Here is a 25,100-nt window from a genome sequence, read left to right as displayed (position 1 = left end):
CCGGAGCGGAAGAGCGACGAAAAGGCGGTGGCCGGCCCCCCCCGGGGAGCCGGCCACCGCCTTTCGTGTGTGCGCCGCCGTCAGGCCGCGCTGCCCGCCTGCCACTCGGACCAGGACATGTTCCAGCCGTTGAGGCCGTTGTCCGGCTTGACGGTCTGGTCCTTGGAGTTCTTGACGATGACGACGTCGCCGATCAGGGACTCGTTGAAGAACCACTTGCCGGGGGTGTCACCGCCGCCGCCCTTCTGGTCGCGCAGGCCGACGCAGCCGTGGCTGGTGCCGGAGTTGCCGAACACCGACGGGGAGCCCCAGTAGTTGCCGTGGATGAAGGTGCCGGAGGCCGACAGCCGCATGGCGTGCGGAACATCCTTGATGTCGTACTCGCCCTTGCCGTCCGAGTTCTTGAAGCCGACGGTCGAGCCGTCCATCCGGGTCTGCTCGAACTTCTCCGAGATGACCATCTGGCCGTTGTAGGTCGGGTGCTCGGGGCTGCCGCCGGAGATCGGGATGGTCTTGTAGGTCTTGCCGTCGCGCTTGACGGTCATCTGCTGGGTGTTCATGTCGACGGTGGAGACCTGGGAGCGGCCGATGGTGAAGGAGACCGTCTTGGACTGGACGCCGGAGATGCCCTGGCCGCCCTTGACCCCGTCCAGGTCGATCTTCATGGTGACCTTGGAGCCGGCCTTCCAGTAGTCCTCGGGCCGGAAGTCCAGGCGCTGGGAGCCGAACCAGTGGCCGACGACCTTCTGGCCGCTGCTGGAGGTCACCGTGATGTGGGACTGGACGTCCTTCTTGTTGGTGATCGCCTTGTCGAAGTTGAACGACACCGGCATGCCCACGCCGACGGTCTTGCCGTCGTCGGGCGTGTAGGAGCCGATGAAGCTGTTGGCGTTGGAGACCGTCGTGAACGACGAGTTCTCGGTGGCCGTGCGCCCCTTGGAGTCCTTGGCCTTCGCCGCGATCCGGTACTTGGTGCCACGCTCCAGCTGCACCCCCGGCTTCCAGGAGGAGCCGTCGGGCGATATGGCGCCGGCGACGTCCTTGCCGTTCGCGTCGGTGAGCTTCACCTCGGTCAACTTGCCGCCGGTGACCTTCACCCCGGTCTCGTTGATGCTGGCGTTGGTGGCGCCGTCGTCCGACGAGATCTTGATCTTGGCGTCGGAGGCGTTCTTGGCGGCCGCGGCGTCGGCCGCGGCCTGGCCGTTCTTGCCGTCGTCATTGCCCCCGGCCGAGGCGTCCCCACCGCAGGCGGACAGGGACAGTGCCCCTGCCGCGAACAGGGCCGTCACGGCGAGCGTGCGGCGCATCCGGCGGTGCCGGCGCGGCGTACCGGGCGCCGGCTGCTCGTCCGACAGGAGCAGCTGGTGCGGGGTGCGGGACCGAGCGGGCGCGGGGTTGTCCGGCGTTGTCACGAGCTGCTCCATACAGGGGGGTTGTGGTTCCGTGCTGATAAACAGCACGAGCGGGCGGATTTGGTTGCGGGTGCGGCCTGCTTGTGAGGAAGGTCACGTGCGTGGCGGTAGGGGGTGGTCGGCCGACCCTGACAGCCAGGTTCGCAGCGCCGGGCCGTGTTCGTCCAGGCGGGGTGGCGCGAAGGGTTGGGCCACCGGAGTGCCCGAGAGGCGGAGAGGGCTGGTGACTTGGGGGATTCGACCCGCTCCGACCGGGGTCACCGGATCGAGTCCGAGCCGCGTCGCCAACGACAGGGCCTGGGAGAGGGTGTTGACGGGACCACAGGGGACCGAGGTCGCGGACAGCCGCTCGGACCAGGCCTGCGGCGTGTCGGCGGCCAGTAGGTTTTCGAGTGCTTTGATGAGGTCTGTGCGGTTTTGCACCCGATCGTGATTACGGACGAATCGGATGTCATCGGCCAGTTCCGGTGCGCCCAGCGCCTCCACCAGTGCCCGGAACTGCCGGTCGTTGCCGGCCGCCACCGCGAGCGGTTCCCCGTCCCGGCAGGCCAGCGTCTCGTACGGGGCGATGCTCGGATGGCGGTTGCCCATGGGGGCGGGGTCGCGGCCGGTGGCCAGGTGGCCGGACGCCTGATTGACCAGCGAACCCAGCAGCGAGGAGAGCAGATTCACTTCCAGCAGCTGGCCCTCGCCGGTGCGGTCGCGGTGCCGCAGCGCCGCCAGGATGCCGGTGGCTGCGTCCTTCGCGGTCAGCACGTCCACCAGCGCGACGCCGGTCTTCAGGGGCGTCCCGCCGGGCTCGCCGGTGAGGCTCATCAGCCCGCCGACGGCCTGGACGACGAAGTCGTAGCCGGGCAGCCGGGCGCCCGGGCCGGCGCCGAAGCCGGTGATGGTGCAGTGCACCAGGCCGGGGTTGGCGGCCCGGGTGGCGGTGTGGTCCAGGCCGTGGCGGGCGAGCGAGCCGGGGCGGAAGTTCTCGATGAGCACGTCGGCCCGCCGGGCCAACTCGCGGGCCGCGGCCGCGTCGTCCGGATCGTTCAGGTCCAGGGCCAGCCCGCGCTTGGAACGGTTCGCGGCGTCGAAGTACGCCGCGGTGCCGTGCCGCCCCGGGCCGCCGCAGTCCGGCTCCGGCTCCCCGGGGCCGAACGGCGGGCCCCAGGCGCGGATGTCGTCGCCGGTGCCCGGCCGCTCCACCTTGATCACCTCGGCGCCCAGGTCGGCCAGCGTCGCGGCGGCCAGCGGCCCGGCCAGCACCCGGCTGAAGTCCGCGACGAGGATGCCGTCCAGGGCACGGGCCGGCGAGCCACCGGGCGGGCCGGCGGCAGGGGATGGTGAGGCGGCGTCGGCGGGCGGCCGGGGCGGCTGCGGCACGGGCGTTCTCCTCACGTCGCGGACGGGGTGCCGCCATCGTCCGGGACGATCTTCGCCGGGGGAAGACTCCGGCGTGTCCAACGGGGTGGGGCGGTCCCTGCCAGGGTGGCGACCCGGGTCGCCGCAGGAAGGTGTCGAGCCGGAAATGTAGCGAAATGCCATAGGAGATGCGTCACTTCGGGACTTAAGTCCCAAGATCCCCTGTCGAACGTCCCGGGGTGTGGTGTCTACTGGCGTGAGCCCAGCGCCTCACCCGTCCGGGAGGACCGCATGCTCCCCGTCTCGATTGTGCAGCAGATCGCCCTCGGCGTGGTCTTCGCGCTGGCCGTCGTCTGGACCGCCGGGCTGACCAGAATGCTGCGCCGCGGCCGGTACGAGGCGGCCATGTGGCGCGACCGGCAGGAGATGCGGACCCGCTACGCGCCGCGGGGGCGGTTCGCGTGGCCGGGGCCGGACGCCCTGCCCGGCCGCCCGGAGCTGCTCGGTTCGGTGCCGCGGCAGACCGGTCCGGCCGGCCCGCCCTCGGAGTGCGTGGAGCTGAGCGAGGCCGAACGCACGGCGTTCGAGGGCCTCGTCCGGCAGTTGACCGGCCCCCGGTGAGACGGCGGCCGGCCGGGCGGCCTCAGCTGCCCGGGCCCAGCCGCAGCAGGGCCAGCGCGGTCAGCATCTGCACCGACACGGCGGCCGTCGACTTCCACGTCGGCAGATGGTGCTGGCCCCGTATGAGCAGCACCGCCAAGAGGTAGCCGAAGCCCCAGGTCGTCCAGGTCGCGGCCTGCACGAAGGTGGCGTCGGTCGGCAGCCAGGCGGCGATCGCCAGCCGCGGCAGATCCGTCACCCAGAACAGCACGATGAACAGGCTCGCGGTCGGCGCGAAGCGGCCTATGCCGCCGAGCGTGCGGGCGATGGCGTGCGCGACCGCGCCCAGCACGAGGCTGGCGGTGAGCACCCCCGCCTCGGCCAGCCCGACGAGTTGCAGCGCCGCGGTCCGGTCGGCGGCCCACTGGGTGTGGAAGGCGTCCATCGACACCACCCCGATGCCGCCGCTGATCAGCGACAGCAGCACCGCCGCGCTCCAAGCGCTGCGGTCCCGCGCCTCGTCGAGCACCTCCACCGGCCGGTACCACAGCCCGAATATCAGCCGGTGCCACCACAGTCGGCGGCGCGGCGCGGGGGCGCGCGGAGCCGGCTGGACGAGCGTGGGCGGCGGGTGCCAGGGGGAGGGGGGTGGTGCGGGCATGAAGCCGTTTCTACCACCGGCCAATTCGCCGTGGTGCGGGGGCGTCGGGCGCGACCACGGCCGGTGCGGATGAGAGGCTCGGCCGGTGACTGCGCAGACACCGGAGCACGACGAGGCGCACGGCGGCGGACTCGGCAGCCGGCTCAACTGGCTGCGGGCCGCGGTCCTCGGCGCCAACGACGGCATCGTGTCCACCGCCGGGCTGGTCGTCGGGGTCGCCGGCGCCACCGACGAACGGGCCGCCCTGCTGACGGCGGGGCTGGCGGGGCTGCTGGCCGGGTCCATGTCGATGGCGGCCGGCGAGTACGTCTCGGTCTCCACCCAGCGGGACTCCGAGAAGGCCGCGCTGGCGACGGAGAAGCGGGAGCTGGCGACCGAGCCGCAGGCGGAACTGATCGAGCTGACGGAGCTGTTGGAGGGCAAGGGGCTGGACGGCCGGCTGGCCCGTGAGGTCGCCGAGCAGCTCACCGAGCACGACGCGCTGCGGGCCCATGCCGAGGTGGAGCTGGGCATCGACCCCGACGAGCTGACCAACCCCTGGCACGCGGCGGGCGCGAGCTTCCTCGCGTTCACGGTGGGGGCGCTGCTGCCGCTGCTGGCGATCGTGCTGCCGCCCACCGGACAACGGCTGTGGATCACGGTGCTGGCGGTGCTGGTGGCGCTCGCGCTGTGCGGCTGGAGCAGCGCCCGGCTGGGCGCCGCACCGGTGCGACGCGCGATCCTGCGCAATGTCGCGGGCGGGGCGCTGGCGATGGGCGTGACGTATGCGGCGGGGTCGGTGCTGGGGGCCGTCGGGGTGTGAGCGGACCGGTGTGCCGTGGTGGCGCGCCCGTCGGCGACGGCCCGGAGGCGGTTCGCGTCACCGGTACGAGTGAGCGGCGAAGGCCGGCTCAGCCCGCCCCGTAGAGGTCGCGGTACGAGGGGAAGAGGCCCCCGGCGCCGTCCACCGTCTCCGCCGCCAGGGCGCCGCGGACCACGGCCCGGGCGACCACGTCCGCGCCGGCGGACAGGATCTCGTTCAGCGCCCCGGCCTCCGCGTGGATGCCGAAGGCGGCGTCGGTGAGCGCCTCTTCCGGAACCAGCGGGCGGGCGGCGGTGGACAGGGTGAAGACGGTGTCGCCGTCGGACAGCAGATGGACCGGGCGGATGGCGCGGGCCAGCCCGTCGTGCGCGGTGCCGGCGAGCTTGTGGGCCTGGGCGCGGGTGAGGGCGGCGTCGGTGGCGACCACCACCAGGGTGGTGTTCAGCGGCGGACGGACCGACGCGGCCGAGCGGGCCCGGGACAGCTCCGCGGCCTCGGCCAGCCGGCGCAGCGCGGCCGCGTGCACCCCGGGCGCCGGCAGGTCGGTGCCGCCCTCGTACAGCCGCCCGTAGAGGGCGCCGGTACGGGGGTCGGCGACCGAGCCCGCGGCGTTGACGGCGGCCAGCGCGGCGACGGTGGTGCCCGAGGGGAGGACCGCGCTCGCGGTGCCGACGCCGCCCTTGAGGCCGCCGGCCACCGCGCCCGTTCCGGCGCCGGTGTTGCCCTCGGCGACCGGGCCGCCCGGGGCGGTGACCGCCGCGGCCGTGACCGCCGCCCGGCCCAGCGCGGCGTCCGGACGGGCCCGCCAGTCGCCGCCGCGCCCGAGGTCGAACAGCGCAGCGGCCGGCACGACCGGGACGACCTGGGCGGGGTCGGGACCCACCCGGAAGCCGCGGCCCTGTTCCTCCAGCCAGGCGACGACACCGGACGCGGCGTCAAGACCGAAGGCGCTGCCGCCGGTCAGGACGACCGCCTCGATGCGCGGGACGAGGTTGCGCGGGTCCAGCGCGTCGGTCTCCCGGGTGCCGGGCCCGCCGCCGCGCACCTCCACGGCCGCGACGGCGCCGCCGTCGGGGGCCAGCACCACGGTCGTGCCGCTCAGATGCCCGTCGCCGGTCCGCTGGGCGTGGCCGACCCGCAGGCCGAGGACGTCGGTCAGGGCGTCCCGCGGCCCCGCGGGGTGCGGCGCGCCCGGTGGCTGCTCAGTAATCGGCCGGTCCCATCACGATGACCGGGTGCAGGCTCGGGTCGAGGTCGCGCAGCAGTTCCTTCATCACCTTGGGCTTGAGGCTCACACAGCCCTGGGTGGGGCCGTCGTGGTCGACGTGCAGCCACACCCCGCCGCCCTTGGCGTCGCCCCACGGACGCTGCTTGTCCAGGGGGGAGGTGCCGGCCTCCCGGTTGTAGTTGATGGCGATGACGTAGTCGAAGGCGCCGGCCAGCGGCTCGCCGTCCACGCCGGTGCCGTCGGCGACGAAGCTGTTGTTGCGGTCGTAGGGCAGCCGGGTGCCCCCGGGGGCGGCCAGCCGGCCGCCGGCGTCCGTGAGCGCGAAGACCCCGATGGGGGAGCGCAGGTCGCCGTAGCGGTGGTCGTCGGTCCAGCCGTGGGCGGCGTTGTGCGCGCCCCAGGTGGGGCCCGGCGTCCAGTCCTCGGACCCCTGCGCACGGGTGTAGAGGACGACCCGGGACTCGAAGGAGTCCATCCCCTTGCCGGTGACGACCAGCACCTGTCGGGAGTTGGCCGGTATCCGCTTCCTGGCGGCGTCGCTCAGGCCGGGGATCTGCCGGGCGGCGGGGCCGTTCGGTGCGGCGTTCGGGGCGGTTTTCGGCGCGGCCGCGGGAGTACGTGGCGTGTCCGGGCCGGAAGCCGTCGCGGACGTGGTGCTCTTGGCGTCGGTCCCGCCGTTGTGATCGTCCCCCGAGGCCGGCCACGCCCACAGGGCGGTCCCGACCAGGGTGGAGACGGCGAGACCGCTCACGGCCTTGCTGCGCCGGGACAGTCGCGTCCGCGCGCGGGACTGAGCATGGCGGGCCATGGCTGGCGTCTCCTCCAGTACGGACGGCGGTCTGCCCGGGGCTTTCGGTGGTTCTCCCACAGGGGCACTCCCTGTCATAAAAAGGGCAATCTGCACCCTACCGCGTCGACGTCGGTGCGCCTCCGCTGGCCCCCGCGCACCACCGCGAACACCGGCGGGCGCCAGGCGGAAGTGGGGTCCATTGGTGGGTAATTGACGGCCTGTGGGCGGGTTGTGCGCCGGGGCCGGCACCGGGGCCGCGCTGGTGGCGGGCCCTCGCCCGGCCGGGGGACGAAGATGGCTCGATCTGATGCAGAATCAGGGCCGGGGCGGGGCTGTACGGCCGTTCGGCACGCTTATGGCGGAGCGGCGCGACGCGCCCGGGGGAGGACGGCCACCGGGGTGCGTCCGGGCCGCTCCCGGAGATCGGTGCCGGCCCGCTCCCCGAGACGGGTGACGGCGCGCGGCGCCGGCTACTCCACCGGCGCCGCGCCCTGACGGGACGTGAGATGCACGCCGGCCGCGACGGCCGCGGCCGCCACCAGGCCCGCCGCCGGCACCGCCGCACGCCCGGCGAGGGTGCACACCAGGACCAGCAGCGCCGACACCGGCAGCACCAGCTGCTGGGCCGCGCCGCGCTTGTGGTGCCGGGAGTGGATCAGCCACACCGTGCACAGGAACACCGCATAGGGCACCGTGACGCACGCGGCCGCCCCCAGTGCCGACAGCCGCGCCCGGCCGGACGACTCCACCACCACGACCTCGATGCCCGCGCCGACCGCGGCCGCCGACCCGAAGACCAGGTAGTGGCCGTAGCCCCACAGGAACGCCTGCCGGTTCGAGTGCAGGTGGCGGTGGACGGGCACGGCGAAGTAGATCCAGTACGCGGCGAAGACCAGCAGCAGCCCGCCGCCCGCGAGCGGCAGCAGACCGACCGGCTCGTCGTGCTCGTCCAGCGCCGACTGCGCGGCGAGGGTGGCCGCCGCGACCGTCTCGCCCAGCACGATGAGGGTGAACAGGCCGTAGCGCTCCGCGATGTGATGGGCATGCCAGCTCGTCCGCCAGGCCCGCTCGGCCAGCCCGGGGACGGCCAGCTCCAGCGCGCCCACGCTCAGGAACACCCAGGGCACGTCCCCCTTCGGCAGGAGCAGCAGCCCCAGCCAGCCGACCTGGCACACCGTCACCCCCAGGGCGTAGGACAGCGCGGTGCGCCGCTCGGCACCCCGGCTGCCGTGCGCGGCCCGCAGCCACTGGGCGACCATCGCCAGCCGCATCACCACGAACCCGCACCACACCAGGGTGAAGTCGCTCCCGGTGAAGGCCCGCGGCACACCGGCCGCCAGGATCAGCACCCCCGCCATCTGGACCAGCGTCACCACGCGGTACAGCGGGTCGTCGGTGTCGTAGGCCGAGGCGAACCAGCTGAAGTTCATCCACGCCCACCAGATGGCGAAGAAGAGCATCAGATAGCCGAACAGGCCGTGGCCCGGATCCCCCTCGGCGAGCGCGTGCGCCAGCTGCCGGCCCGCCTGGGCGATCGCCACGACGAAGCACAGGTCGAAGAAGAGCTCCAGCGGGGTCGCGGTGCGGTGCTCCTCGTCGCGTCGGCGCGCCCGCATGCGAACCGGCACCTCGGCTCCCCTCGTCGTCGGCCGGAGCGGCCGCCCTCAGTACAGCGCGGGCGGCCGCCGCCGACGACGAGGGGAGCGGGGGCGGCGTGTCGTGCGGGCCGGCGGCTACTCGGCGACCGCCTCCACGATCGAGGGGAAGGCCGAGGTCGGCAGTACCCGGGTCAGCCGGAACCCCTCGGCCGACAGCAGCGTCGCGAACTCCTCCGCTGTGCGCTCCCGCCCCTCCACCACGGCCAGCATCGCCACGTCCAGGGTCTTGCCGAAGTGCGGGGCGTTGCCCGGCGGCAGCACGGAGTCGATGACCAGCAGCCGGCCGCCGGGCGCCATCGCCGTGTGGCAGCTGCGCAGGATCCGCCGGCAGGCCTCGTCCGGCCAGTCGTGCAGGACCTGCTTGAGGACGTAGACGTCCCCGCCCTCCGGTACGGACGCGAAGAAGTCGCCCTCCACCGTGCGCCAGCGGCCCTTCAACTCGTCACCCTCCAGGAGGTGGTGGGCCAGCGGCGGCGCCAGGTCGAAGAGCACCCCGGCCAGCCGCGGATGGCGGCGCAGCACGGCGCGCAGCAGCCCGCCGCGGCCGCCCCCGACGTCCACGACCGTGCCGCTGGTCGCCGGGAACGGGTAGACCGCCGCCACCGCCTCGTCCAGGGGTGCGGACAGCGACGACATCCCGTCGTCGAAGAGCCGCCGGGTGTCCGGATCCGACTCCAGGTGCGTGAAGAGGGGCGCCCCGTGGAGCCGCTCGAAGGAGGTGCCGCCCTCGCGCACCGACTCCGGCAGGTCGGCCGAGACCTGCCGGAAGAGGTCGTCGGTCATCATCATGACCGCGTCGTGCAGCGAGTCGGGGACGCCGGTGCGCAGCGGGGCGGCGGCCGGCGTCAGCCGGAAGGCCCCCGCGGTGTCCTCCCGGAAGATGCCGCGGGTGGCGAGGTAGCGCAGCACGCGGCGCAGGTGCGGGGCGTGGGTGCCGGTGGCGGCGGCCAGCTGCCCGGCGGTGCGCGGGCCCTCGGCGAGATGGTCGGCGATGCGGTGCTGCGCCGCGGTGCGCAGCGCGGCGGAGAAGAGGTGGCCCATGGCCTGGTCCATCAGGTGAGCCGTGAGGTCGCGGGGCTCGCCGGTCGAGCGGTCGGGGGAAGTGGCCAACGTCAGCCTCCAGTCAGCGTCTTGGGCTTGCTGGTCCCGGTCGCCGGGATGATCCACGGTTGCAGCCGGGCGGGCCGGTGTCACGGGCGTCCGCCGGGTCAACCGCGAAGTCCGGCCAGGGGAAGGCGGGATGACGTGACGGGCCGGTGGCGACGGCCGGGGCGTGGGCCCTAGGGGACGGCTCGGGGAGATGCCGGGGGCAGTCCCTCGATGCGGGGCGGCCGGACATGGTCGAATGCGCGTATGAGCGACAGCGACACGACAGGCACGACGGGCCCGGACGATGACGCCGAGCACCGCACCGACTCCGCCCCGGCCGCCGTCCTGGCGCCGCTCGGCGAGCGCCTCCCGGCCCTCGTGGCCCTCTACGAGGACCTGCACCGGCATCCCGAGCTCGGCTTCCAGGAGACCCGTACCGCCGCCGAGGCCGCCCGCCGGCTGACCGCGGCTGGCTACGACGTCACCACCGGCATCGCGGAGACCGGCGTCGTCGGCGTCCTGCGCAACGGACCCGGACCCGTGGTCCTGCTGCGCGCCGACATGGACGCCCTGCCGGTCACCGAGAACTCCGGCCTGGATTACGCCTCCACGGCCCCCGGCCGGATGCACGCCTGCGGGCACGACGTCCATGTGACGTGCCTGCTGGGCGCCGCCGATCTGCTCGCCGCGGGCCGAGACCACTGGTCCGGCACGCTGATCGCGCTCTTCCAGCCCGCCGAGGAGATCGGCGGCGGCGCCCGCGCCATGATCGACGCCGGCCTCTACTCCCAGGGCCTGGTCCCCACCCCCGACGTGGTCCTGGCCCAGCATGTCGCCCCGCTCGCCGCCGGGCTGATCGCCTACTGCCCCGGCCCCTGCATGGCCGCCGCCGACAGCCTGGAGATCACCTTCCACGGCTCCGGCGGCCACGGCTCACGGCCCGAGACCACCGTCGACCCGATCCTGATGGCCGCCTCCTTCGTGCAGCGGGTGCAGTCCGTGGTGGCCCGCGAGGTCGCGCCGAAGGACCGGGCGGTGGTCACCGTCGGCTCCTTCCGCGCCGGGGACTCCGCCAATGTCATCCCCGACCGGGCCGTCGTACGGCTCAGCATCCGTACCTTCGACGAGTCGGTGCGCAGCGCCGTGCTGGCCGCCGTCGACCGCATCGCGCGGGCCGAGGCCGCCGCCTCCGGCGCCGAGCGCGCCCCCGAGATCGAGGTCCTGGACGCCTTCCCGGTCACCGTCAACGACGCCACCGCCCTGCGGCAGGTCAACGAGGCGTTCACCGCGCTCTTCGGCGACCAGCGGGTGTTCGCCTACGAGCCGGCCACCGGCAGCGAGGACGCCGGGCTGCTGGCGACCGCCGCCGGGGCGCCGCTCTACTACTGGTGGCTGGGCGGCTGGGACCCCGAGGAATTCCACGCGGCGCTGGCCGCCGGGCGGCTGGCACAGGACATCCCCTCCAACCACTCCCCGCACTTCGTCCCGGTCGTCCGCCCGACCCTCACCATGGGCGTCGAGGCGCTGACCGCCGCGGCGCTCAACCAGCTGGCGCCGTCCGCGAGGGACACCGCCGGCGAACCGGCCGGGCAGGCCGCCCGGGGCAAGGCGGCGCCGGGCGTTTGACCTTGTCCCTGGGGCAAGCCCCAGCATCGGCGGTGCCGGGCGAGGCGCCCGGCACGAGGAAGACGGACGGACGGAGGCACGGGCATGACGCCGTACGAGAACGGTCAGCTGCTGACCATCGGGGCGTTCGCCCGGGCCTGCCGGCTCTCGCCCAAGGCACTGCGCCTCTACGACGAACTCGGCCTGCTGACCCCGGCCCGCGTCGACCCGCACAGCGGCTACCGCCACTACGCCCCGGCCCAGCTGGAGCAGGCCCGGCTGGTGGCCTGGCTGCGCCGGCTCGGGATGCCGCTGGCCCGCATCCGCGAGGTGGGCCGGCTGGCCCCGGCCGCCGCGGCCGCGGCCGTCGCCGCGTACTGGGCACAGATCGAGGCCGACACCGCGGCCCGCCGGGACCTGGCCGCCTTCCTTGTCGATCAGCTGAAGCGAAAGGACACCGGTATGACTCCGTCCCGTGCGCCCCTGACGATGCGCTGCGCCGCCCTGACCGACCGGGGCCCGGTACGCCCCCGCCAGCAGGACGCGGCCTACGCGGGCCCCCGGCTGCTGGCCGTGGCCGACGGCTACGGCCCCCGCGGCGGCCCGGCCGCCACCGCCGCCATCGACGCCCTCAAGGGCCTGGAGCAGCAGGACCTGGCCACGGCGGACCTCCCGGGCGCCCTGGAGGAGGCCGCCCGCCGCGCCCACCGCGCCGCTCCCTCGGCGGACGGGGCGACCGGCAGCACCCTGACCGCGCTGCTCCGCTCCGGCAGCCGGCTGGCGCTGCTGCACATCGGGGACTCGCGGGCCCATGTCCTGCGCGACTCCGGCCTGTTCCGCATCACCCACGACCACAGCCCGGTCCAGTCACTCATCGACGAGGGCCGGCTCACTCCCGAGGAGGCCCCGTCCCACCCGCAGCACGGTCTGCTGCTGCGCGCACTCGACGCGGACACCGAGTTCACCCCCGACGTGGAACTGCTCGAAGCCCACCCCGGGGAGCGCTACCTCCTGTGCACCGACGGCCTGACCCAGGTCCTGTCCCCGGACACGATCCAGGCCGTCCTCACCACCGCCCCCACCCCCGACCGGGCCGTACGCGAACTCGTCCGACGGACCCACGAGGCGGGGGCGCCGGACAACGTGGCCTGTGTGGTGGCGGACATAGCGGCGGCATAGCCCGGGGACGGTGAGGGGCGCGGCGGCCGGCCGGTTCTCCGGCGGCCACCGCGCCGAGCCCTCGGGCGGGCGGGAGGCACGGTTACGACCCGGTCCGCCCGGCCTCCCCGCCGTCCACGGGCAGCCCGCCCCCTAAGCCAGCCCCTTCAGCATCCCCTTGAAGTAGAGCTGCGGCAGGCCGTAGCGCTTGAGGAACCACATGTCGGTGCGTTCGCGGGTGGTGTCGAGGAAGGGGATCGAGGGGGTGGGCCGCAGGTCGTAGTCGAACTCGGCGAGCAGCATCTTGTGGCGGGCGGTCACCAGGGGGCAGGAGGTGTAACCGTCGTAGCGGGCGGTCGCGGGCCCGCCGCGCAGACCCGCGAGAAGGTTGTCGACGACCACCGGAGCCTGCTTGCGGATCGCCGCACCCGTCTTGGACGTCGGCAGATGCGCGACGTCACCGAGGACGAACACGTTCGGGAAGTCCGGGTGCTGGAGGGTCTCCCGGTCGGTTCTGACATAGCCGTGCGGCGAAGCGGGGTCGGCGAGCGGGCCGTTCGCCAGCCACTCGGGGGCGCGCTGCGGCGGTACGGCGTGCAGCAGGTCGTAGTGCACGGTCTCGGTCTTGCCGGTGGCGTGATCGGTGATCTCCGCCTCGCGGGCGGCGCCGTCCAGCCGGGTCATCTCCGAGCTGAGCCGCACCTCGATGCCGTACCGCCGGGCCGTCTCCGTCAGCGCGCGGTCGAAGACCGGCACCTTGAACATCGCCGGCTCCGGCAGCACCAAAATGGTGCGGATCGCCCCCAGGACACCGCGCTTGCGCCAGTGGTCGGCCGCCAGATACGCGATCTTCTGCGGGGCGCCACCACACTTCACCGGCCCGGACGGCATGGTGAACACCGCCGTGCCGCTCCGCATCCGGCGGATCAACTCCCAGGTGAGCGGGGCGAGATCGGGCCGGTAATTGCTGCTCACCCCGCCGTGGCCGAGGGCCGCGGACAGCCCGGGCACCCCGTCCCAGTCGAGCTGCAGGCCGGGGGCGAGAACCAGCCGCCCGTAGGACAGGACCCGACCGGAGCCGGTGGTGACCGTACGGGCGGTGGGATCGACGGCGGTGGCGCGCTCGCGCAGCCAGCGCACCCCCGGCGGTATGACGTCCGCCTCGGTGCGCAGCGAGGCTCGCAACGGGGCCTGGCCGCCGCCGACCAGCGTCCACAACGGCTGGTACCAGTGCGTCTCGGAGGGCTCCAGCAGGGTGATGCCGCGGATGCCGGCCCGCCGCAGCCGGGCGGCGACGGTGATGCCCGCGGTGCCGCCGCCGACGATCAGGACCTGGTGGTGGGACGGGGCGGCGGATGCCGGAGCCATGGGTACCTCCTTGGAGAGTGGGTGGAAAAGGACGGGTCGGTGCGCGGCGCGCCGGGTCACGGGGCCCAGAGGTGCGGAAGGGCGACGGCGGCCATCGCGACCGCGAGGACGGTGACCAGACCGGCGAACGCCGTGGTCAAAGCCTGCGGGCGCAGGCGGGAGGTGAGGCGGTTGCCGAGGTTGCTGCCGACCGCGGCGCAGGCCGCGAACCCGGCCAGCAGCGGCCAGTCCAGGGTGCCGGTGCCGGCCCGGGTGCCCAGCGCGGTCAGGGAGTTGACGAGGATGACCAGGAGCGAGGTCCCTATGGCCACCGGCATCTCCAGGCCCAGCACCAGGGTGAGGGCGGGGACGACGACGAACCCGCCGCCGACCCCGAAGAAGCCGGTGAGCAGCCCGACGGCGGAGGCGGTCGCGGCGACCCGGGCCGGACGGATGGGGGCGGGGGAGCCGGACGAGGCGGGCGCACTCCGGGAATCCCGCAAGGGCTCGGCCGACACGGGCCGCGGCGTCCCCGGCAGGCCCGTACCGTCCGCCTCCCGCGCGGCACGCAACCCCCGTACCAGCAACATCACCGCCACCACGAGCATCAGCCCTGCGAACGCCGCCATCAGCACCGTGGGATCCAGCGCCGCGCTCCACCGGGAACCGAGGTAACTGCCGGCCGTACCCAGCGCCCCGAAGGCCGCACCGGCCGCCCAGCGGACCCGCCCGGCGCGCGCATGGCACACCAGCCCGGTCACCGCGCCGACCGTGACCACGACCAGCGCGCCCGCGGTCGCCTCGTGCGGCGACTGCCCCAGCAGATACACCAGCGCGGGCACCGCCAGCACCGAACCGCCGCCGCCCAGCGCGCCCAGCAGCAGCCCGATCACCAGCCCGCACGGCAGCGCCGTGACGGCTATGAGGACGGACACGAGGCCCGCGGCGCCAGGGCGACGGCCCGGCTGTTGTCGGTCCACTCCGCGACGAAGGTGAACCGGTCGCCGCGCACCACCGTCTCGCGCCACTCCACGGGCCGCTCCCCGGCCCGCCCCAGCCGCTCGATGGCGAACGCCGGCTCCCGGTCGGCCAGCCCCAGCAGCCACGCCTGCCGGATGTCCGGCAGGAACGGATGGATCCGCTCCCGCCCGCCGGTGACCTTCACCCCGCAGCGCCGGGCCAGCTCCCCGTAGAGCGAGGTGTGCCCGAAGTCGGCCTCCAGCAGCGGCTCGGCGGCCTCGGCGGGCAGATACGCGGTGTCGTGGGCGAGCGGTTCGCCGTCCGCGAGCCGCAGCCGCTCCAGGACGATCAGCGGCGCGTCCGGGATCAGCCCCAGATGCCCCGCGATCGTCCCGTCCGCGGTCCGCTCCAGCCGCAGCACCTCGCTGCGCTGCTCCACGCCCTGCCCCTCCAGCTCACGGAAGAGGCTGTAGAGCGAGCCCAGCGGCTGCTGTATGCGGCGGGTGTCGAGCCGGCTGGCGCGGCCGCGTTCGGCGATCACCAGCCCGTCGGCGCGCAGTTTGCGCAGCGCCTCGCGGACGGTGTGCCGGCTGACCCCGTACTCGCCGGTGAGCCGGTGCTCGGCCGGGAACTCCTCGTGGAACGCGCCGGCTTCCATCCGGCGGCGCAGATCGGCGAAGAGCTGCGCCCACAGCGGCAGCGGCGAGTGCCGGTCCAGGGGGCGCGGTTCGTGCGCGCCGTCCGGCGGCTCGGTCGTCATGGTCGGTTCCTCCGCGGACTGACGAGGTGGCGTGGGGTGTGGCAGGGGCGGACGGGGCCCGAGCGGCTGATACACGGTCATATCCCGCACCGGGAAGGCGCCCCCGGCTTGTCGCCCGCCCTCGGGATACCTAATGTACGTACATCCGTGCATCCGCACAACGCACCTGCCCGGACGGGTCCCGGCCACCGGACGGACCCGCACACCTCTGGAGGCCGACCGTGCACTTCGCGCAGTACTACCTCGACTGTCTGTCCCAGGCGTCGTATCTGATCGGCGACGAGAACACCGGACGCGCCGTGCTCGTCGACCCACGCCGCGACACCGACGAATACGTGCGGGACGCGGAAGCCGCCGGCCTGCGCATCGAACTCGTCATCGAGACCCACATCCACGCCGACTTCCTCTCCGGACACCTCGAACTCGCCCGCGCCACCGGCGCCACCGTCTGCTTCGGCGCGGCCGCCGAAACCGGCTTCCCCATACGGCGGCTGCACGACGGCGAGCGCCTCCCGCTCGGCGGGGACGACGGCGAGGGCGTCACCCTCACCGTCCTCGCCACCCCCGGCCACACCCTGGAATCCATCTGCCTGGTCCTCCACGAACACCCCGACGACGAGGTGCCGTTCGGCGTGCTGACCGGCGACACCCTCTTCGTCGGCGATGTCGGCCGCCCCGACCTGCTGTCCGCCGCCGGACACACCCCGCAGGACATGGCCGCCCGGCTGCACCACTCCCTGCACACCAAACTGCTGACCCTCCCGGACGCGACCCGGGTCTTTCCCGCACACGGCGCGGGCTCCGCGTGCGGCCGCAGCCTGTCCAGCGAGACCAGCTCCACCATCGGCGACCAGCGGCGCCTCAACTACGCCCTGCAGCCCATGCCGGAGGCCGACTTCATCCGGCTGGTCACCGCCGGGCAGCCCGCCACCCCCGGCTACTTCGCGCACGACGCGGCCCTCAACCGCGACGGCCACCCCCTCCTGGAGCCCGGCCCGCCGCCCGCCCTCACCCTGGACGAGGCCCTCACGGCCCGCGACCGGCAGGGCGCCGCCCTCCTCGACTGCCGCCCGCTGGCCGCCTACACCCGCGCGCACCTGGCCGGTTCGTTCCACACCGGCCTGGACACGCGGTTCGCGGAGTACAGCGGCAGCGTGGTCGCCCCGGGCACCCCGATCGTGCTGCTCGCCGACCCCGGCGCGGAGCAGGAGGCCCGCCTCCGCCTCGCCCGCATCGGCTACGACCACGTCCTCGGCCATCTGCCCGACCCCGCCGCCGTATTGGAGCGCCACCCCGCACTCACCCGCCGCAGCCACCGCATCCGCCACGAGGACTTGGCGGGGGAGCGGGGCTCCTGCAGCGCGGGGCTCCCGGTGGACGGCACGACGGACGGCGGGACTTCGGGTGAGGCTCCGGAGGGTGTGACTCCGGGGGGTGTGGCTCCGGGCGGCGGGGAGCCCGCTGACCGACCCGCCATGCCTGACGTGCGTACGGACGGGGTCCAGCTGATCGACGTTCGCAATCCGGCCGAGTACGAGGCGGGCGCCCTCCCCGGAGCCCGCAACATCCCGCTGGCCGGCCTCCGCCACCACATCACCGAACTGGACCCGGACCGCCCGGTGGTCCTGTACTGCCGCAGCGGCAACCGCTCGGTGATCGCGGCGGCCCTCCTGGAGGCACACGGCTTCGGGGACGTGTGCGACGTGGTGGGGGGCTATGACGCGGTGGCGACGGGGGCGGGGGCGACGACGGGGGCGGGGTGAGCCTGGGGGCGGCGCTCGGGGGACGTGGGCCGGGTGGGGACTCAGCGGTTGGTGCGGCTTGTGCTGCGGGCGGTGTCGGTGGGGGCCGATGGGCGGGTGTGGCGCGACGGGTGGGGGCTCCGTCCGTTGGCGCCCTGTTCCGGCCGGTACGTGGGGCCCGCCCGGTAGATGTTCCCGCCGCTCCGACCGAACCGCCCGCGTACGGGGAGGGGCAGTCGGCGGAGCAGCAGCATCAGGACGAGAACGGCGGCCAAGCCCAGGCAGGCAGCTGCGGGGAGCGCCAGGGTGAGGCGTGAACCCGCGGCCGCGTCCGGCCCGGTAGCGGCGACGCTCCCCGCGCCGCCCCCGGTGGTGCCACCCGCCCCGGCGTCGGTGACCGCGAGCCAGACCCCCGCCGTGGCGGTCAGCGCCGCCTTCGTCACCCCGGACGCCTCGCCCGCCCGCTCGCGGCGGACGACCGCCTGGGTGCCGGTGAGCGCCAGCCCGCCGGCCACCCCCAGCGCCACCGCGGCCCCCGTCGACGCCACCAGCAGGGTGGTCGCGCCCGTACCGTACGCGGCCCAACCCAGCGCGGCCGCCGCTGCGATCAGACACCCGGCCATCACCGGCACGGCGGCCGTGGCGCGCACCCGGCCCGCCGCCGGGCCGCCGACCGCCAGCGCGGCGGCGGGCGCGAGAACCGCCGCCCCCGCGTCCCGCACCGACCACCCCTCGCCCCGCTGGAGCACCCACGGCACCACGTACAACAGCGCCACGGTCGCGGAGTTGGCGAGCGCCCCACCGGCGGTCAGCACCACATACGGGCGGTTACGGAACAGCGCGAGGTCCACCAGCGGCGCGGCGGAGATCCGCTCGGCCCGCACGAACAGTGCGCTCAGCGCCGCCACACCCCACGCCCAGCCCCAGGCCGCGGGATGCTCCAGCCAGCGCACGAGGCAGACCAGCGCACCCGTGGCGGCAGCCGCACCCATGGTGTCGAAGGGCCGCCGGGCCCCCGGCTCACGGGACTCCGCCGCCCGGCTCGCACACAGCGCGGCGGCCAGGGCGAGCGGCACGGTCAGCCAGAAGACGGCCCGCCAGGAGGCGGACCGGGCCAGCACACCGCCGACGAACGGACCGCACACGGTGGCCAGTCCGGCCAACCCCAGTGCCCGGCCCGTCGCACGGCGCCCGTGCTCCGGGGGACAGGCGTGGGTCAGCAGCGCGAGCCCGGCCGGCATCAGCAGCGCACCACCCGCACCCTGCACCACCCGCGCCGCCACCAGCAGCGGCAGCGACGGCGCGAGCGCACACAGCACGGCGGCGACGCCGAAGAGCGCCGCCCCGAACGTCAGCATCCGGCGCCGCCCGTAGAGATCCCCGAGGCGCCCGGCCACCGGCATCAGGGAACCGGCGGCGAGCAGATAGCCGCTGACGATCCAGGAGGTGGCGGAAGCGGACCCGTGCAGCTCGTCGCGGACGGCGGGCAGCGCCGGATTCAACGCGAAGGCATCCAGCTGGACACAGCAGGCACCGACGGCGAGGGCGGCCAGCGCCCAACGGGCGGGCCGGTCCAGGTGGGGGCCCTTTTCGGGCGCGGGTGTGACGGGCATCTTGCCGCCTCTCATCTGCCCTCCCGCCTCTGCGGGAGGGAACCGGAAGGAAGAAAAAGAAATGAGGTGAGAGGGGATGGAGTGCACCGGAGAGGGGCAGGGATGCCGGGACGCACCGCACACACGACCGGAGCGTTCCGGAACGACGCACCGTCGGAGTCTGCGGCGAGACGCCGGCCGAGCCCGCGGCCAAGTGCCGGAGGAAGGTCCGTGGCGAGGCGCCGCCGTGGAGCCGGCGGAGAGAAGCCGCGAAGCCCGGCGCACTGTGCTGCCGAGCGGGTGCGGGAAGGGGCCGGCGCGGGCCCCGTACAACGGACGTTCAGCGATCGTTGATCGACGGTCTAGAGGCTGGTCCGCATGTTGCGCCGTGTGACTTCAGAGCATGCAGATGACGCCAGGGAAAGGCAAGAGCCGCAGGCGTCCCGGATCGCCCTCACCTGGAACGGAGAGCCCGGACGCCGTGAGGAGCTGACGCACGGCATGCTCCTGGAACAGGCCGACCGGGCCGCGGCCGCGCTCGCCCGCCTCGGGGTACGGGCCGGAGACCGGGTCGCGGTGCATCTGCCGCTGGTCCCCGAATCCGTGATCGCCACGCTCGCCTGTGGGCGGCTGGACGCGATACGCACCACGCTGCCGGTCTCGCTGACGGTGCCCGAACTGGCCGCGAGGACCCAGGAGTCCTCCGCCCGGGTGCTGATCACGGCCGACGCAGCGTTCTGGGACGGGTCCGTACGCCCGGTGAAGGCGCTGCTGGACCACGCGCTCGCACGGGGCACGGCCTCCGGCGGTTCACGGGACCGGAAGGTGCTGGTGGTGAACCGCTGCTCCCGCCCGGTCTCCTGGAAGCCGGCCCGCGACCTGTGGTGGCACGAAGCCCTCGGCATGCCGGCCGCAGTGCGCTAGGGGGTTGGTGCAGGGGCGGGTGGGGGAGCTTCGGGCCGGGGGGCTCGGGGGACTGGGGGCCGGGTGGGGACTCGGCCGGAGGCGCCCGGGGGAAGGGCTGCGGGGGCTGGGGCCGTGGGGACGGGCCTGGCGACCGTAGCTGGGGGCGGTGAGGGAGGCTCGGGGGAGGGGACCCCGAGCCTCCCTCACCTATGACCCAGGCTCGTGGCCTTCCCCCCCCCGGGGCCCCCTCCCCCCCCGCCCACCCCGCCCCACCTCACTCCGCCCTCGGCCCTGCCACTGCCACTGTCCTTCGGCCCAGGTCCAAGCACTGCCACCGGCCTTCGGCCCTGGCACCGCCACACCACTGGCCCTGGCCTGGATCTGGTCCCAGTCGGGCACCTGGCTCTGGCCCTGGCCCGCATCTGGTCCCGGGCCCGGTATCTGGCTCTGGCCCTTAGATCCGGCACCCCGAGGAGACGCCCGGAATGTCGCCCGCCTGCCGGAGGCGCTCACCCGCTGAGGCCACAAAACAGGACCATTGCCCCATAGCCCCCTAGCGTGGTCTTCGTGCCGCAGCCATCAGACGCCCCAGCAGCCCCGGGAGCGGATCCCGGGCACATACCGGAGCCGCCCCGGTCCAGGCCACCGGCGCTCCGCGCGTCGCTGATGGGCTCGATCGCCGCACTCCTGCTGAGCGCCGCCATCGTTCTCGGCAGTCGCATGCTGCGGGACTTCGACTCCGCACTGCTCCCTTACGCCGTGGCCACCGTCTTCCTCGCCTTCGGCATCGCCTACCGCTGCACCACCCGTCGCAGCGGCCCGCCGGCCGCCCACTGTCTCCCACGCCCCCTCGGCGCCCACTCACCCGCCCACCGGGTCGCTCGCCAACTCCTCCTCTGGGGTTGCCTTCTGGCCGTGCTCATCACCGTCCCGCTCGTCTGGGGTTGGTTGACCTTCGCCGCGACTACCGCGCCGGGGCCCGGATATGACATGCGTATCTGGGGTTTCAGGGTCATCGCTTTCGACTCCTCCGACGTCCTCGGCTGGATTGTCTTTCGCGGGCTCGACCTCGCCGCCCTGTTCGTGATCGCGGGGGCCGGCTACTTCCTGTGGCGGCGCCGGCGGGAGCGTTCGGCCGTGCCGGTAGGGCGAGTCACCTATGACTTCGTTGCGTTGCTCGCTCTCCTCGTGGTCTCCGCCACCGGACTTCTGCTGACGTTCTCGGCGCTCTTTCTGCACGGCGGCGGCTATCGGCTGCTCTCACTGCTGCACATGGCGTCCGTGGTGTTCACGCTCCTCTATCTCCCGTTCGGAAAATTCTTCCCTCGTGTACGGCGGGGCCGAGTGATCGGCGGGAAGCCGTTCGCCCCCGCTGCCCGGCAGGACGAATAGCTCTCCCCGGCGCCCTGGCGAACTCCTCGGCTCCGCCCGTATCCCACGCATTCCCCGACCGGAAAGGCCGCTGCCCCATGGCTCGTCACGACGACGCACCGTCCCGCCATTCGCTTCCCGGCTCCGACCGGACCCGGCCCCACAAACGCCGGCACGCCACACAGGGCCCGCCGACCCGGCCCCATGACGGCGACCGTCCGCATCCCACCTCCACCCACGACAAGGGCCACTGACCCGAGCGGCACCCCGGCACCGTCGGCCCTGCCCGCCCCACCCCGCCCGGCACCCCCGCACCGCCGGCCCGGCACACCCCACCCCGCCCGGCACCGGCCCCGACCACCCAACCGGACCGATTCCGCCCCCCTTCCTGTCCCGCCACCGGTATCCCGACGACCGGGGCGGCGGGCGGCGATGACAGGATGCCGGAATGGCGACATATTCCGGTGAACCGTCGGATCACGACCCCGCACCTTCCGCGCCGTGGCCGGACGGGGAATCGCTGCACGGTGAACTGCTGGCGGCGAAGGCCTCGGTATATGACCCGTGCGGATTCGTGTGCTCGCGGCCGGTGCCCGAGGCCGAGAGCGCCGAGTATGCGGCGCATGAATTCACTCTCGACGGCCGGTCCGTCAGGTTCCGGGTGGGCAAGACCACGCCGACGAAGGTCGGACAGTTCGTCACGGTGTGGAAGCGGCGGCCCGGCGGGCCGATTCAGCCCTTCGATTCCACGGACCCGGTCGATCTGTTCGTGATCAGCACCCGTGACGGCGAGTGGTACGGACACTTCGTCTTTCCGCGGGAGGTGCTCTGCGCACGGGGCATCGTTTCCCGGGACGGCTCCGGCGGAAAGCGTGCCTTTCGCCTTTATCCGCCGTGGGTGGAGACGACCAGCCGTCAGGCCCGGAGCACGCAGGCGTGGCAGGTGGCGTTCTTTCTGCCGATTCCCGAGGACGGTGGCGTCGATGAGGCCCGGGCGCGGGAGCTGTATCACCCGTGAGCGCCGGCCCCGGTAGCGCGGGCGGCTCGCGCCGGTCGGGGGCCGCTCCCGGACCGGCCGTACCCTGGAGGGGTGAGCAGCACCCCTGACCCTCAGCCGGCCGACCAGCCGCAGGACGCCTCCGGCGGCGAAGAAGCCGCCGCGTCCGCACCGGCCGCGCGCCCGGCCCGTAAGCCCGCGACGCGGCTGATCTTCGACGATCCGCTGAACCAGCAGTCCTCGGACGACACCGACCGGGGCTGGGGCGAGCGCCCCGGAGGCGGGGACGGCGCTGCCGACCTCGCCCGCTTCCTCGACGAAAAGCCGCCCCACCACCTCTGAGCGAGGCGACGGGGCGGCATCGGCCGGCCGTTCTGCGCCTGCTACTCGTGCGTCTTCTGGATACCGATGGTGCCCGAGGGCATCGACGTCCCGCCGGTGCGCTGCGCGACCAGCGCGTCGCGGATCTCCGTCAGCAGCTCGATCTCGGTGGGGCCCAACGGGGCGCCCTCCACCGGCTTCCTGAGCAGCTGGCGTTCCTTCCACTTGTTGATCGGAAGGATCATGAGGAAGTAGACGACCGCGGCGGTGATCAGGAACGTCAGGGCGGCGCTGAGTACGGAGCCCCACAGGATGTAGATGCCGTCGCTGAAGGCGCCGGTCTTGGGATCCTTGGCGCAGGTCGCGGTCAGGCAGGACTGGTAATGATCGAGGTTCTGCGAGCCGAGCGCTCCCACGAGGGGGTTGATGATCCCCTTCACGACCGCGTTGACGATGTTCGTGAAGGCCGCACCGACGACGACCGCGACCGCGAGTTCGATGACGTTGCCGCGCATCAGGAATTCCTTGAATCCCTGCAGGACGCCCTTGCTCTCGCTCACCAGACAGCCTCATTCCTTGCTCACTACATACGGTGCACCAACACTCAGCACCGCAACTTACGTCAGGGCGGGGCGGAGGTGTCCAGTCCTGCCCCGCGGTCCGGCGACCGGCGGCCGCGTCGGCGCGGGTCCGGCGGAGGGCACCGCTCCGGTCGTCCTGGAGGGCGGAGACCGCCTCACCGGGGCGCCGGGGGCGCGCGGCGGCTGCCCGACCACTCGCAGAAGTGTCACGTGAGCCGGAGGGCGAGGCCACTCGATCTTGGAGCATGATCATCGCCCGTCCGTGGCCGTCGCCGCGGGACAGTCGTCAGCGGGAGCGGATCGTACGGCGCCGTACGAAGCGCCGCAGGCCAGTGCTGCCGCGGCCGTCGCCAGGCCGGCGGCCAGCACGCGCCGCCGCGCCGTCCGGCCCAGCCGGGCCCGCCCGCCGCCGGCCCGCACCGGCGGGAAGTGCGGCACCTCACACGGCGGGGGAGCGGGAAGGGGAGGAGAGAGCGGGCCAGGGTCGGCGGGGAGAGGAGAGGGGCGTCCCGGGTCGGCCGCCTGACGCGAGAGGAGCCCGGGGCCGGACGGGAAAGGCGAAGAGCGCCCCGGATCGGCCGGTGGAGGCGTGTGGCATCGGGAGTCGGTCAGGGGAGGGGAAGCGGACGGGGTACGGGGCATCTGGGCACCGCCTGTGGTGAGGGGTTCGGAGAACCAGCGCTCACCACCGTGCCGGAGTCCGCGCCGGCCCGCTCCGGGCTGTGTACGACCCCGCCCCTGTGGACAACTCGGCCACCCCGAAGGGTGAGGCCGCGCGGGATCACGGCAGCTCGATACCCAGGTCCCAGCCCGCGTGGGCGTCGGTGCACAGGCAGGTGCGGGCGGCGGTGTCGGGGAGGGCGGCGACCGCGTCGAAGAGGACCGCGCGCAGCCGGTCGACGTTCTGCGCGAAAACCCGGAACACCTCCTCGTGGGAGACGCCATGGCCGGTCTCGGTACCCGCGTCCAGGTCGGTGACCAGCGTCAACGACGTGTAGCACAAGCTCAGTTCGCGGGCCAGCACGGCCTCGGGGTGCCCGGTCATGCCCACCACCGACCAGCCCTGCGCCGCGTGCCAGCGCGACTCGGCGCGGGTCGAGAAGCGGGGGCCCTCGATGACGACGAGGGTGCCGCCGTCCACCGGCTCCCAGTCCCGGCCGCGGGCCGCCGCGAGGGCGGCCTTGCGCCCGGCGGGGCAGTACGGGTCGGCGAAGGTCAGATGGACGACATTGGGGATGCTGCCGTCGGGCAGGGGCTCCCCGTCGAAGTAGGTCTGGGTGCGGGCCTTGGTGCGGTCCACGAGCTGGTCGGGCACCAGCAGCGTGCCCGGGCCGTGCTCGGGGCGCAGCCCGCCGACCGCGCACGGGCCGAGGACCTGGCGCACGCCGAGCGAGCGCAGCGCCCACATGTTGGCGCGGTAGTTGATGCGGTGCGGCGGGAGGTGGTGGCCGCGGCCGTGCCGGGGCAGGAACGCGACCTGGCGGCCGGCGATCTTCCCCAGGAAGACCGAGTCGCTGGGCGCCCCGTAGGGGGTGTCCACCGCGACCTCGGACACGTCGTCGAGGAACGAGTAGAACCCCGAGCCGCCGATTACACCAATCTCCGCGTCAGCCATGCCGGTCACACTATCCGGGCACGGCGGCGTGCGGCAGGAGGGTGCCGCGGACGAAAGCAAGTCGTAAGACAAGCCCTAAAACAAGCCCTAGAGCAAGCCCTAAGCCCTAAAGCAACGGGCCCCGCCGTCGGTGACGGCGGGGCCCGGAACGCTGTGGGTCAGGCGGCGGAGCTGCTGCCCGAGCCGCTGCCGGAGGACGACGAGGCGGCGGCCGGAGCGGCGGCCTTCGTGTCGGAGCCGCCGGACGAGGAACTCGACGAGCCCGAGGAGTCCGAAGAGGACGAGCTGCCGGACCCGGTGGAGCTCTTGGCGGGGCTGCTGCTGGACGACGAGCCGCGGCTGTCGTTGCGGTAGAAGCCGGAGCCCTTGAAGACGATGCCGACGGCGGAGAACACCTTCTTGAGGCGTCCGTTGCAGCTGGGGCACTCCGTGAGCGCGTCGTCGCTGAACTTCTGCACCGCCTCGAGGCCCTCGCCGCACTCGGTGCACTGGTACTGGTAGGTCGGCACTGTGTCTTCCTCCTGGCACTCTCACTCGATGAGTGCTAACGACGCT

At 73.7% G+C, this 25,100-nt stretch carries 23 protein-coding genes; 9 read left to right on the top strand and 14 right to left on the bottom strand.

What is annotated here, in order from left to right:
* Positions 1 to 80: 80 nt before the first annotated feature.
* Both ACQP17_RS15660 and ACQP17_RS15655 read right to left on the bottom strand, forming a co-directional pair.
* Entirely contained in the window at positions 81 to 1,424 is a 1,344-nt protein-coding gene (locus ACQP17_RS15660; RefSeq protein ID WP_433856872.1) for a L,D-transpeptidase, read from the bottom strand.
* Positions 1,425 to 1,505: 81 nt separating this feature from the next.
* Complete coding sequence (locus ACQP17_RS15655) at positions 1,506 to 2,783, bottom strand: CaiB/BaiF CoA transferase family protein (protein ID WP_433856871.1); 1,278 nt, start codon at positions 2,781 to 2,783, stop codon at positions 1,506 to 1,508.
* Between the two features lie 270 nt (positions 2,784 to 3,053).
* Here ACQP17_RS15655 and ACQP17_RS15650 point away from each other — a divergent pair, with 270 nt between their 5' ends.
* Positions 3,054 to 3,383, top strand: coding sequence for a hypothetical protein (locus ACQP17_RS15650; RefSeq protein WP_364883036.1), 330 nt, complete (start codon positions 3,054 to 3,056; stop codon positions 3,381 to 3,383).
* Between the two features lie 22 nt (positions 3,384 to 3,405).
* Here ACQP17_RS15650 and ACQP17_RS15645 read toward each other — a convergent pair whose 3' ends face one another.
* Positions 3,406 to 4,023, bottom strand: a complete 618-nt coding sequence (locus ACQP17_RS15645) for a YIP1 family protein (RefSeq protein WP_433856870.1) — start codon at positions 4,021 to 4,023, stop codon at positions 3,406 to 3,408.
* A gap of 85 nt (positions 4,024 to 4,108) precedes the next feature.
* On the opposite strand from ACQP17_RS15645, the gene ACQP17_RS15640 reads away from it, so the two are divergent.
* A complete protein-coding gene (locus tag ACQP17_RS15640) occupies positions 4,109 to 4,825 on the top strand; it encodes a VIT1/CCC1 transporter family protein (RefSeq protein ID WP_433856869.1) in 717 nt (238 codons plus the stop codon).
* A gap of 88 nt (positions 4,826 to 4,913) precedes the next feature.
* Here ACQP17_RS15640 and ACQP17_RS15635 read toward each other — a convergent pair whose 3' ends face one another.
* The 4 genes from ACQP17_RS15635 to ACQP17_RS15620 form a co-directional block, all read right to left on the bottom strand.
* Positions 4,914 to 6,035, bottom strand: a complete 1,122-nt coding sequence (locus tag ACQP17_RS15635) for a P1 family peptidase (protein WP_433859914.1) — start codon at positions 6,033 to 6,035, stop codon at positions 4,914 to 4,916.
* Positions 6,028 to 6,861, bottom strand: a complete 834-nt coding sequence (locus tag ACQP17_RS15630) for a L,D-transpeptidase family protein (RefSeq protein WP_433856868.1) — start codon at positions 6,859 to 6,861, stop codon at positions 6,028 to 6,030. Before ACQP17_RS15630 ends, ACQP17_RS15635 begins: the two co-directional genes overlap by 8 nt.
* A 452-nt stretch (positions 6,862 to 7,313) precedes the next feature.
* Positions 7,314 to 8,459: a low temperature requirement protein A gene (locus ACQP17_RS15625; RefSeq protein ID WP_433856867.1), complete on the bottom strand. Its 1,146-nt coding sequence runs from the start codon at positions 8,457 to 8,459 to the stop codon at positions 7,314 to 7,316.
* A 117-nt stretch (positions 8,460 to 8,576) separates the two neighbouring features.
* On the bottom strand, positions 8,577 to 9,611 hold the full coding sequence (locus tag ACQP17_RS15620) for a methyltransferase (RefSeq protein ID WP_433856866.1): 1,035 nt from the start codon (positions 9,609 to 9,611) through the stop codon (positions 8,577 to 8,579).
* 243 nt (positions 9,612 to 9,854) lie between these two features.
* Here ACQP17_RS15620 and ACQP17_RS15615 point away from each other — a divergent pair, with 243 nt between their 5' ends.
* Both ACQP17_RS15615 and ACQP17_RS15610 read left to right on the top strand, forming a co-directional pair.
* Positions 9,855 to 11,216: an amidohydrolase gene (locus ACQP17_RS15615; protein WP_433856865.1), complete on the top strand. Its 1,362-nt coding sequence runs from the start codon at positions 9,855 to 9,857 to the stop codon at positions 11,214 to 11,216.
* Positions 11,217 to 11,300: 84 nt separating this feature from the next.
* A complete protein-coding gene (locus ACQP17_RS15610) occupies positions 11,301 to 12,374 on the top strand; it encodes a MerR family transcriptional regulator (RefSeq protein WP_433856864.1) in 1,074 nt (357 codons plus the stop codon).
* 132 nt (positions 12,375 to 12,506) lie between these two features.
* Here ACQP17_RS15610 and ACQP17_RS15605 read toward each other — a convergent pair whose 3' ends face one another.
* From ACQP17_RS15605 to ACQP17_RS15595, 3 genes are read right to left on the bottom strand one after another with little or no spacing between them, the layout of a single operon-like run.
* On the bottom strand, positions 12,507 to 13,721 hold the full coding sequence (locus ACQP17_RS15605; RefSeq protein WP_433856863.1) for an FAD-dependent oxidoreductase: 1,215 nt from the start codon (positions 13,719 to 13,721) through the stop codon (positions 12,507 to 12,509).
* Between the two features lie 56 nt (positions 13,722 to 13,777).
* On the bottom strand, positions 13,778 to 14,635 hold the full coding sequence (locus tag ACQP17_RS15600) for a sulfite exporter TauE/SafE family protein (RefSeq protein ID WP_433856862.1): 858 nt from the start codon (positions 14,633 to 14,635) through the stop codon (positions 13,778 to 13,780).
* Complete coding sequence (locus ACQP17_RS15595) at positions 14,620 to 15,420, bottom strand: GntR family transcriptional regulator (protein WP_433856861.1); 801 nt, start codon at positions 15,418 to 15,420, stop codon at positions 14,620 to 14,622. Before ACQP17_RS15595 ends, ACQP17_RS15600 begins: the two co-directional genes overlap by 16 nt.
* 221 nt (positions 15,421 to 15,641) lie before the next feature.
* Here ACQP17_RS15595 and ACQP17_RS15590 point away from each other — a divergent pair, with 221 nt between their 5' ends.
* Complete coding sequence (locus ACQP17_RS15590) at positions 15,642 to 17,183, top strand: MBL fold metallo-hydrolase (RefSeq protein WP_433856860.1); 1,542 nt, start codon at positions 15,642 to 15,644, stop codon at positions 17,181 to 17,183.
* Positions 17,184 to 17,224: 41 nt separating this feature from the next.
* On the opposite strand, the gene ACQP17_RS15585 is transcribed toward ACQP17_RS15590, so the two are convergent.
* A complete protein-coding gene (locus tag ACQP17_RS15585) occupies positions 17,225 to 18,775 on the bottom strand; it encodes an MFS transporter (RefSeq protein WP_433856859.1) in 1,551 nt (516 codons plus the stop codon).
* 369 nt (positions 18,776 to 19,144) lie between these two features.
* Between ACQP17_RS15585 and ACQP17_RS15580 the strand changes: the two genes are divergently transcribed.
* From ACQP17_RS15580 to ACQP17_RS15565, 4 genes are all read left to right on the top strand, one after another.
* Positions 19,145 to 19,678 (top strand): AMP-binding protein, encoded by a 534-nt coding sequence (locus ACQP17_RS15580; RefSeq protein WP_433856858.1) that lies wholly within the window; start codon positions 19,145 to 19,147, stop codon positions 19,676 to 19,678.
* A 648-nt stretch (positions 19,679 to 20,326) separates the two neighbouring features.
* Positions 20,327 to 21,052: an MFS transporter gene (locus tag ACQP17_RS15575; RefSeq protein ID WP_433856857.1), complete on the top strand. Its 726-nt coding sequence runs from the start codon at positions 20,327 to 20,329 to the stop codon at positions 21,050 to 21,052.
* Positions 21,053 to 21,479: 427 nt separating this feature from the next.
* Positions 21,480 to 22,049, top strand: a complete 570-nt coding sequence (locus tag ACQP17_RS15570) for a MepB family protein (protein WP_433856856.1) — start codon at positions 21,480 to 21,482, stop codon at positions 22,047 to 22,049.
* Between the two features lie 72 nt (positions 22,050 to 22,121).
* Entirely contained in the window at positions 22,122 to 22,370 is a 249-nt protein-coding gene (locus ACQP17_RS15565; RefSeq protein WP_433856855.1) for a hypothetical protein, read from the top strand.
* 41 nt (positions 22,371 to 22,411) lie between these two features.
* On the opposite strand, the gene mscL is transcribed toward ACQP17_RS15565, so the two are convergent.
* From mscL to ACQP17_RS15550, 3 genes are all read right to left on the bottom strand, one after another.
* A complete protein-coding gene (mscL, locus tag ACQP17_RS15560; protein ID WP_433856854.1) occupies positions 22,412 to 22,909 on the bottom strand; it encodes a large conductance mechanosensitive channel protein MscL in 498 nt (165 codons plus the stop codon).
* 802 nt (positions 22,910 to 23,711) lie between these two features.
* Positions 23,712 to 24,545, bottom strand: a complete 834-nt coding sequence (locus ACQP17_RS15555; protein ID WP_433856853.1) for an S-methyl-5'-thioadenosine phosphorylase — start codon at positions 24,543 to 24,545, stop codon at positions 23,712 to 23,714.
* 158 nt (positions 24,546 to 24,703) lie between these two features.
* Positions 24,704 to 25,054, bottom strand: a complete 351-nt coding sequence (locus ACQP17_RS15550; RefSeq protein WP_433856852.1) for an FmdB family zinc ribbon protein — start codon at positions 25,052 to 25,054, stop codon at positions 24,704 to 24,706.
* Between the last annotated feature and the right edge of the window lie 46 nt (positions 25,055 to 25,100).

The organism is Streptomyces kronopolitis (genome assembly GCF_050953795.1).
GTDB lineage: Bacteria > Actinomycetota > Actinomycetes > Streptomycetales > Streptomycetaceae > Streptomyces > Streptomyces kronopolitis_A.
Note: the sequence above shows the minus strand (reverse complement) of the source record. Positions and strands in the feature narration are given on the sequence as shown.

Excerpts from the sequence above, each read along its gene's own strand:
- ACQP17_RS15660 (WP_433856872.1), bottom strand. The coding sequence starts at position 1,424 with ATGGAGCAGCTCGTGACAACGCCGGACAACCCCGCGCCCGCTCGGTCC.
- ACQP17_RS15650 (WP_364883036.1), top strand. The coding sequence starts at position 3,054 with ATGCTCCCCGTCTCGATTGTGCAGCAGATCGCCCTCGGCGTGGTCTTC.
- ACQP17_RS15645 (WP_433856870.1), bottom strand. The coding sequence starts at position 4,023 with ATGCCCGCACCACCCCCCTCCCCCTGGCACCCGCCGCCCACGCTCGTC.
- ACQP17_RS15630 (WP_433856868.1), bottom strand. The coding sequence starts at position 6,861 with ATGGCCCGCCATGCTCAGTCCCGCGCGCGGACGCGACTGTCCCGGCGC.
- ACQP17_RS15625 (WP_433856867.1), bottom strand. The coding sequence starts at position 8,459 with ATGCGGGCGCGCCGACGCGACGAGGAGCACCGCACCGCGACCCCGCTG.
- ACQP17_RS15615 (WP_433856865.1), top strand. The coding sequence starts at position 9,855 with ATGAGCGACAGCGACACGACAGGCACGACGGGCCCGGACGATGACGCC.
- ACQP17_RS15610 (WP_433856864.1), top strand. The coding sequence starts at position 11,301 with ATGACGCCGTACGAGAACGGTCAGCTGCTGACCATCGGGGCGTTCGCC.
- ACQP17_RS15605 (WP_433856863.1), bottom strand. The coding sequence starts at position 13,721 with ATGGCTCCGGCATCCGCCGCCCCGTCCCACCACCAGGTCCTGATCGTC.
- ACQP17_RS15595 (WP_433856861.1), bottom strand. The coding sequence starts at position 15,420 with ATGACGACCGAGCCGCCGGACGGCGCGCACGAACCGCGCCCCCTGGAC.
- ACQP17_RS15585 (WP_433856859.1), bottom strand. The coding sequence starts at position 18,775 with ATGCCCGTCACACCCGCGCCCGAAAAGGGCCCCCACCTGGACCGGCCC.
- ACQP17_RS15575 (WP_433856857.1), top strand. The coding sequence starts at position 20,327 with ATGGGCTCGATCGCCGCACTCCTGCTGAGCGCCGCCATCGTTCTCGGC.
- ACQP17_RS15570 (WP_433856856.1), top strand. The coding sequence starts at position 21,480 with ATGGCGACATATTCCGGTGAACCGTCGGATCACGACCCCGCACCTTCC.
- ACQP17_RS15555 (WP_433856853.1), bottom strand. The coding sequence starts at position 24,545 with ATGGCTGACGCGGAGATTGGTGTAATCGGCGGCTCGGGGTTCTACTCG.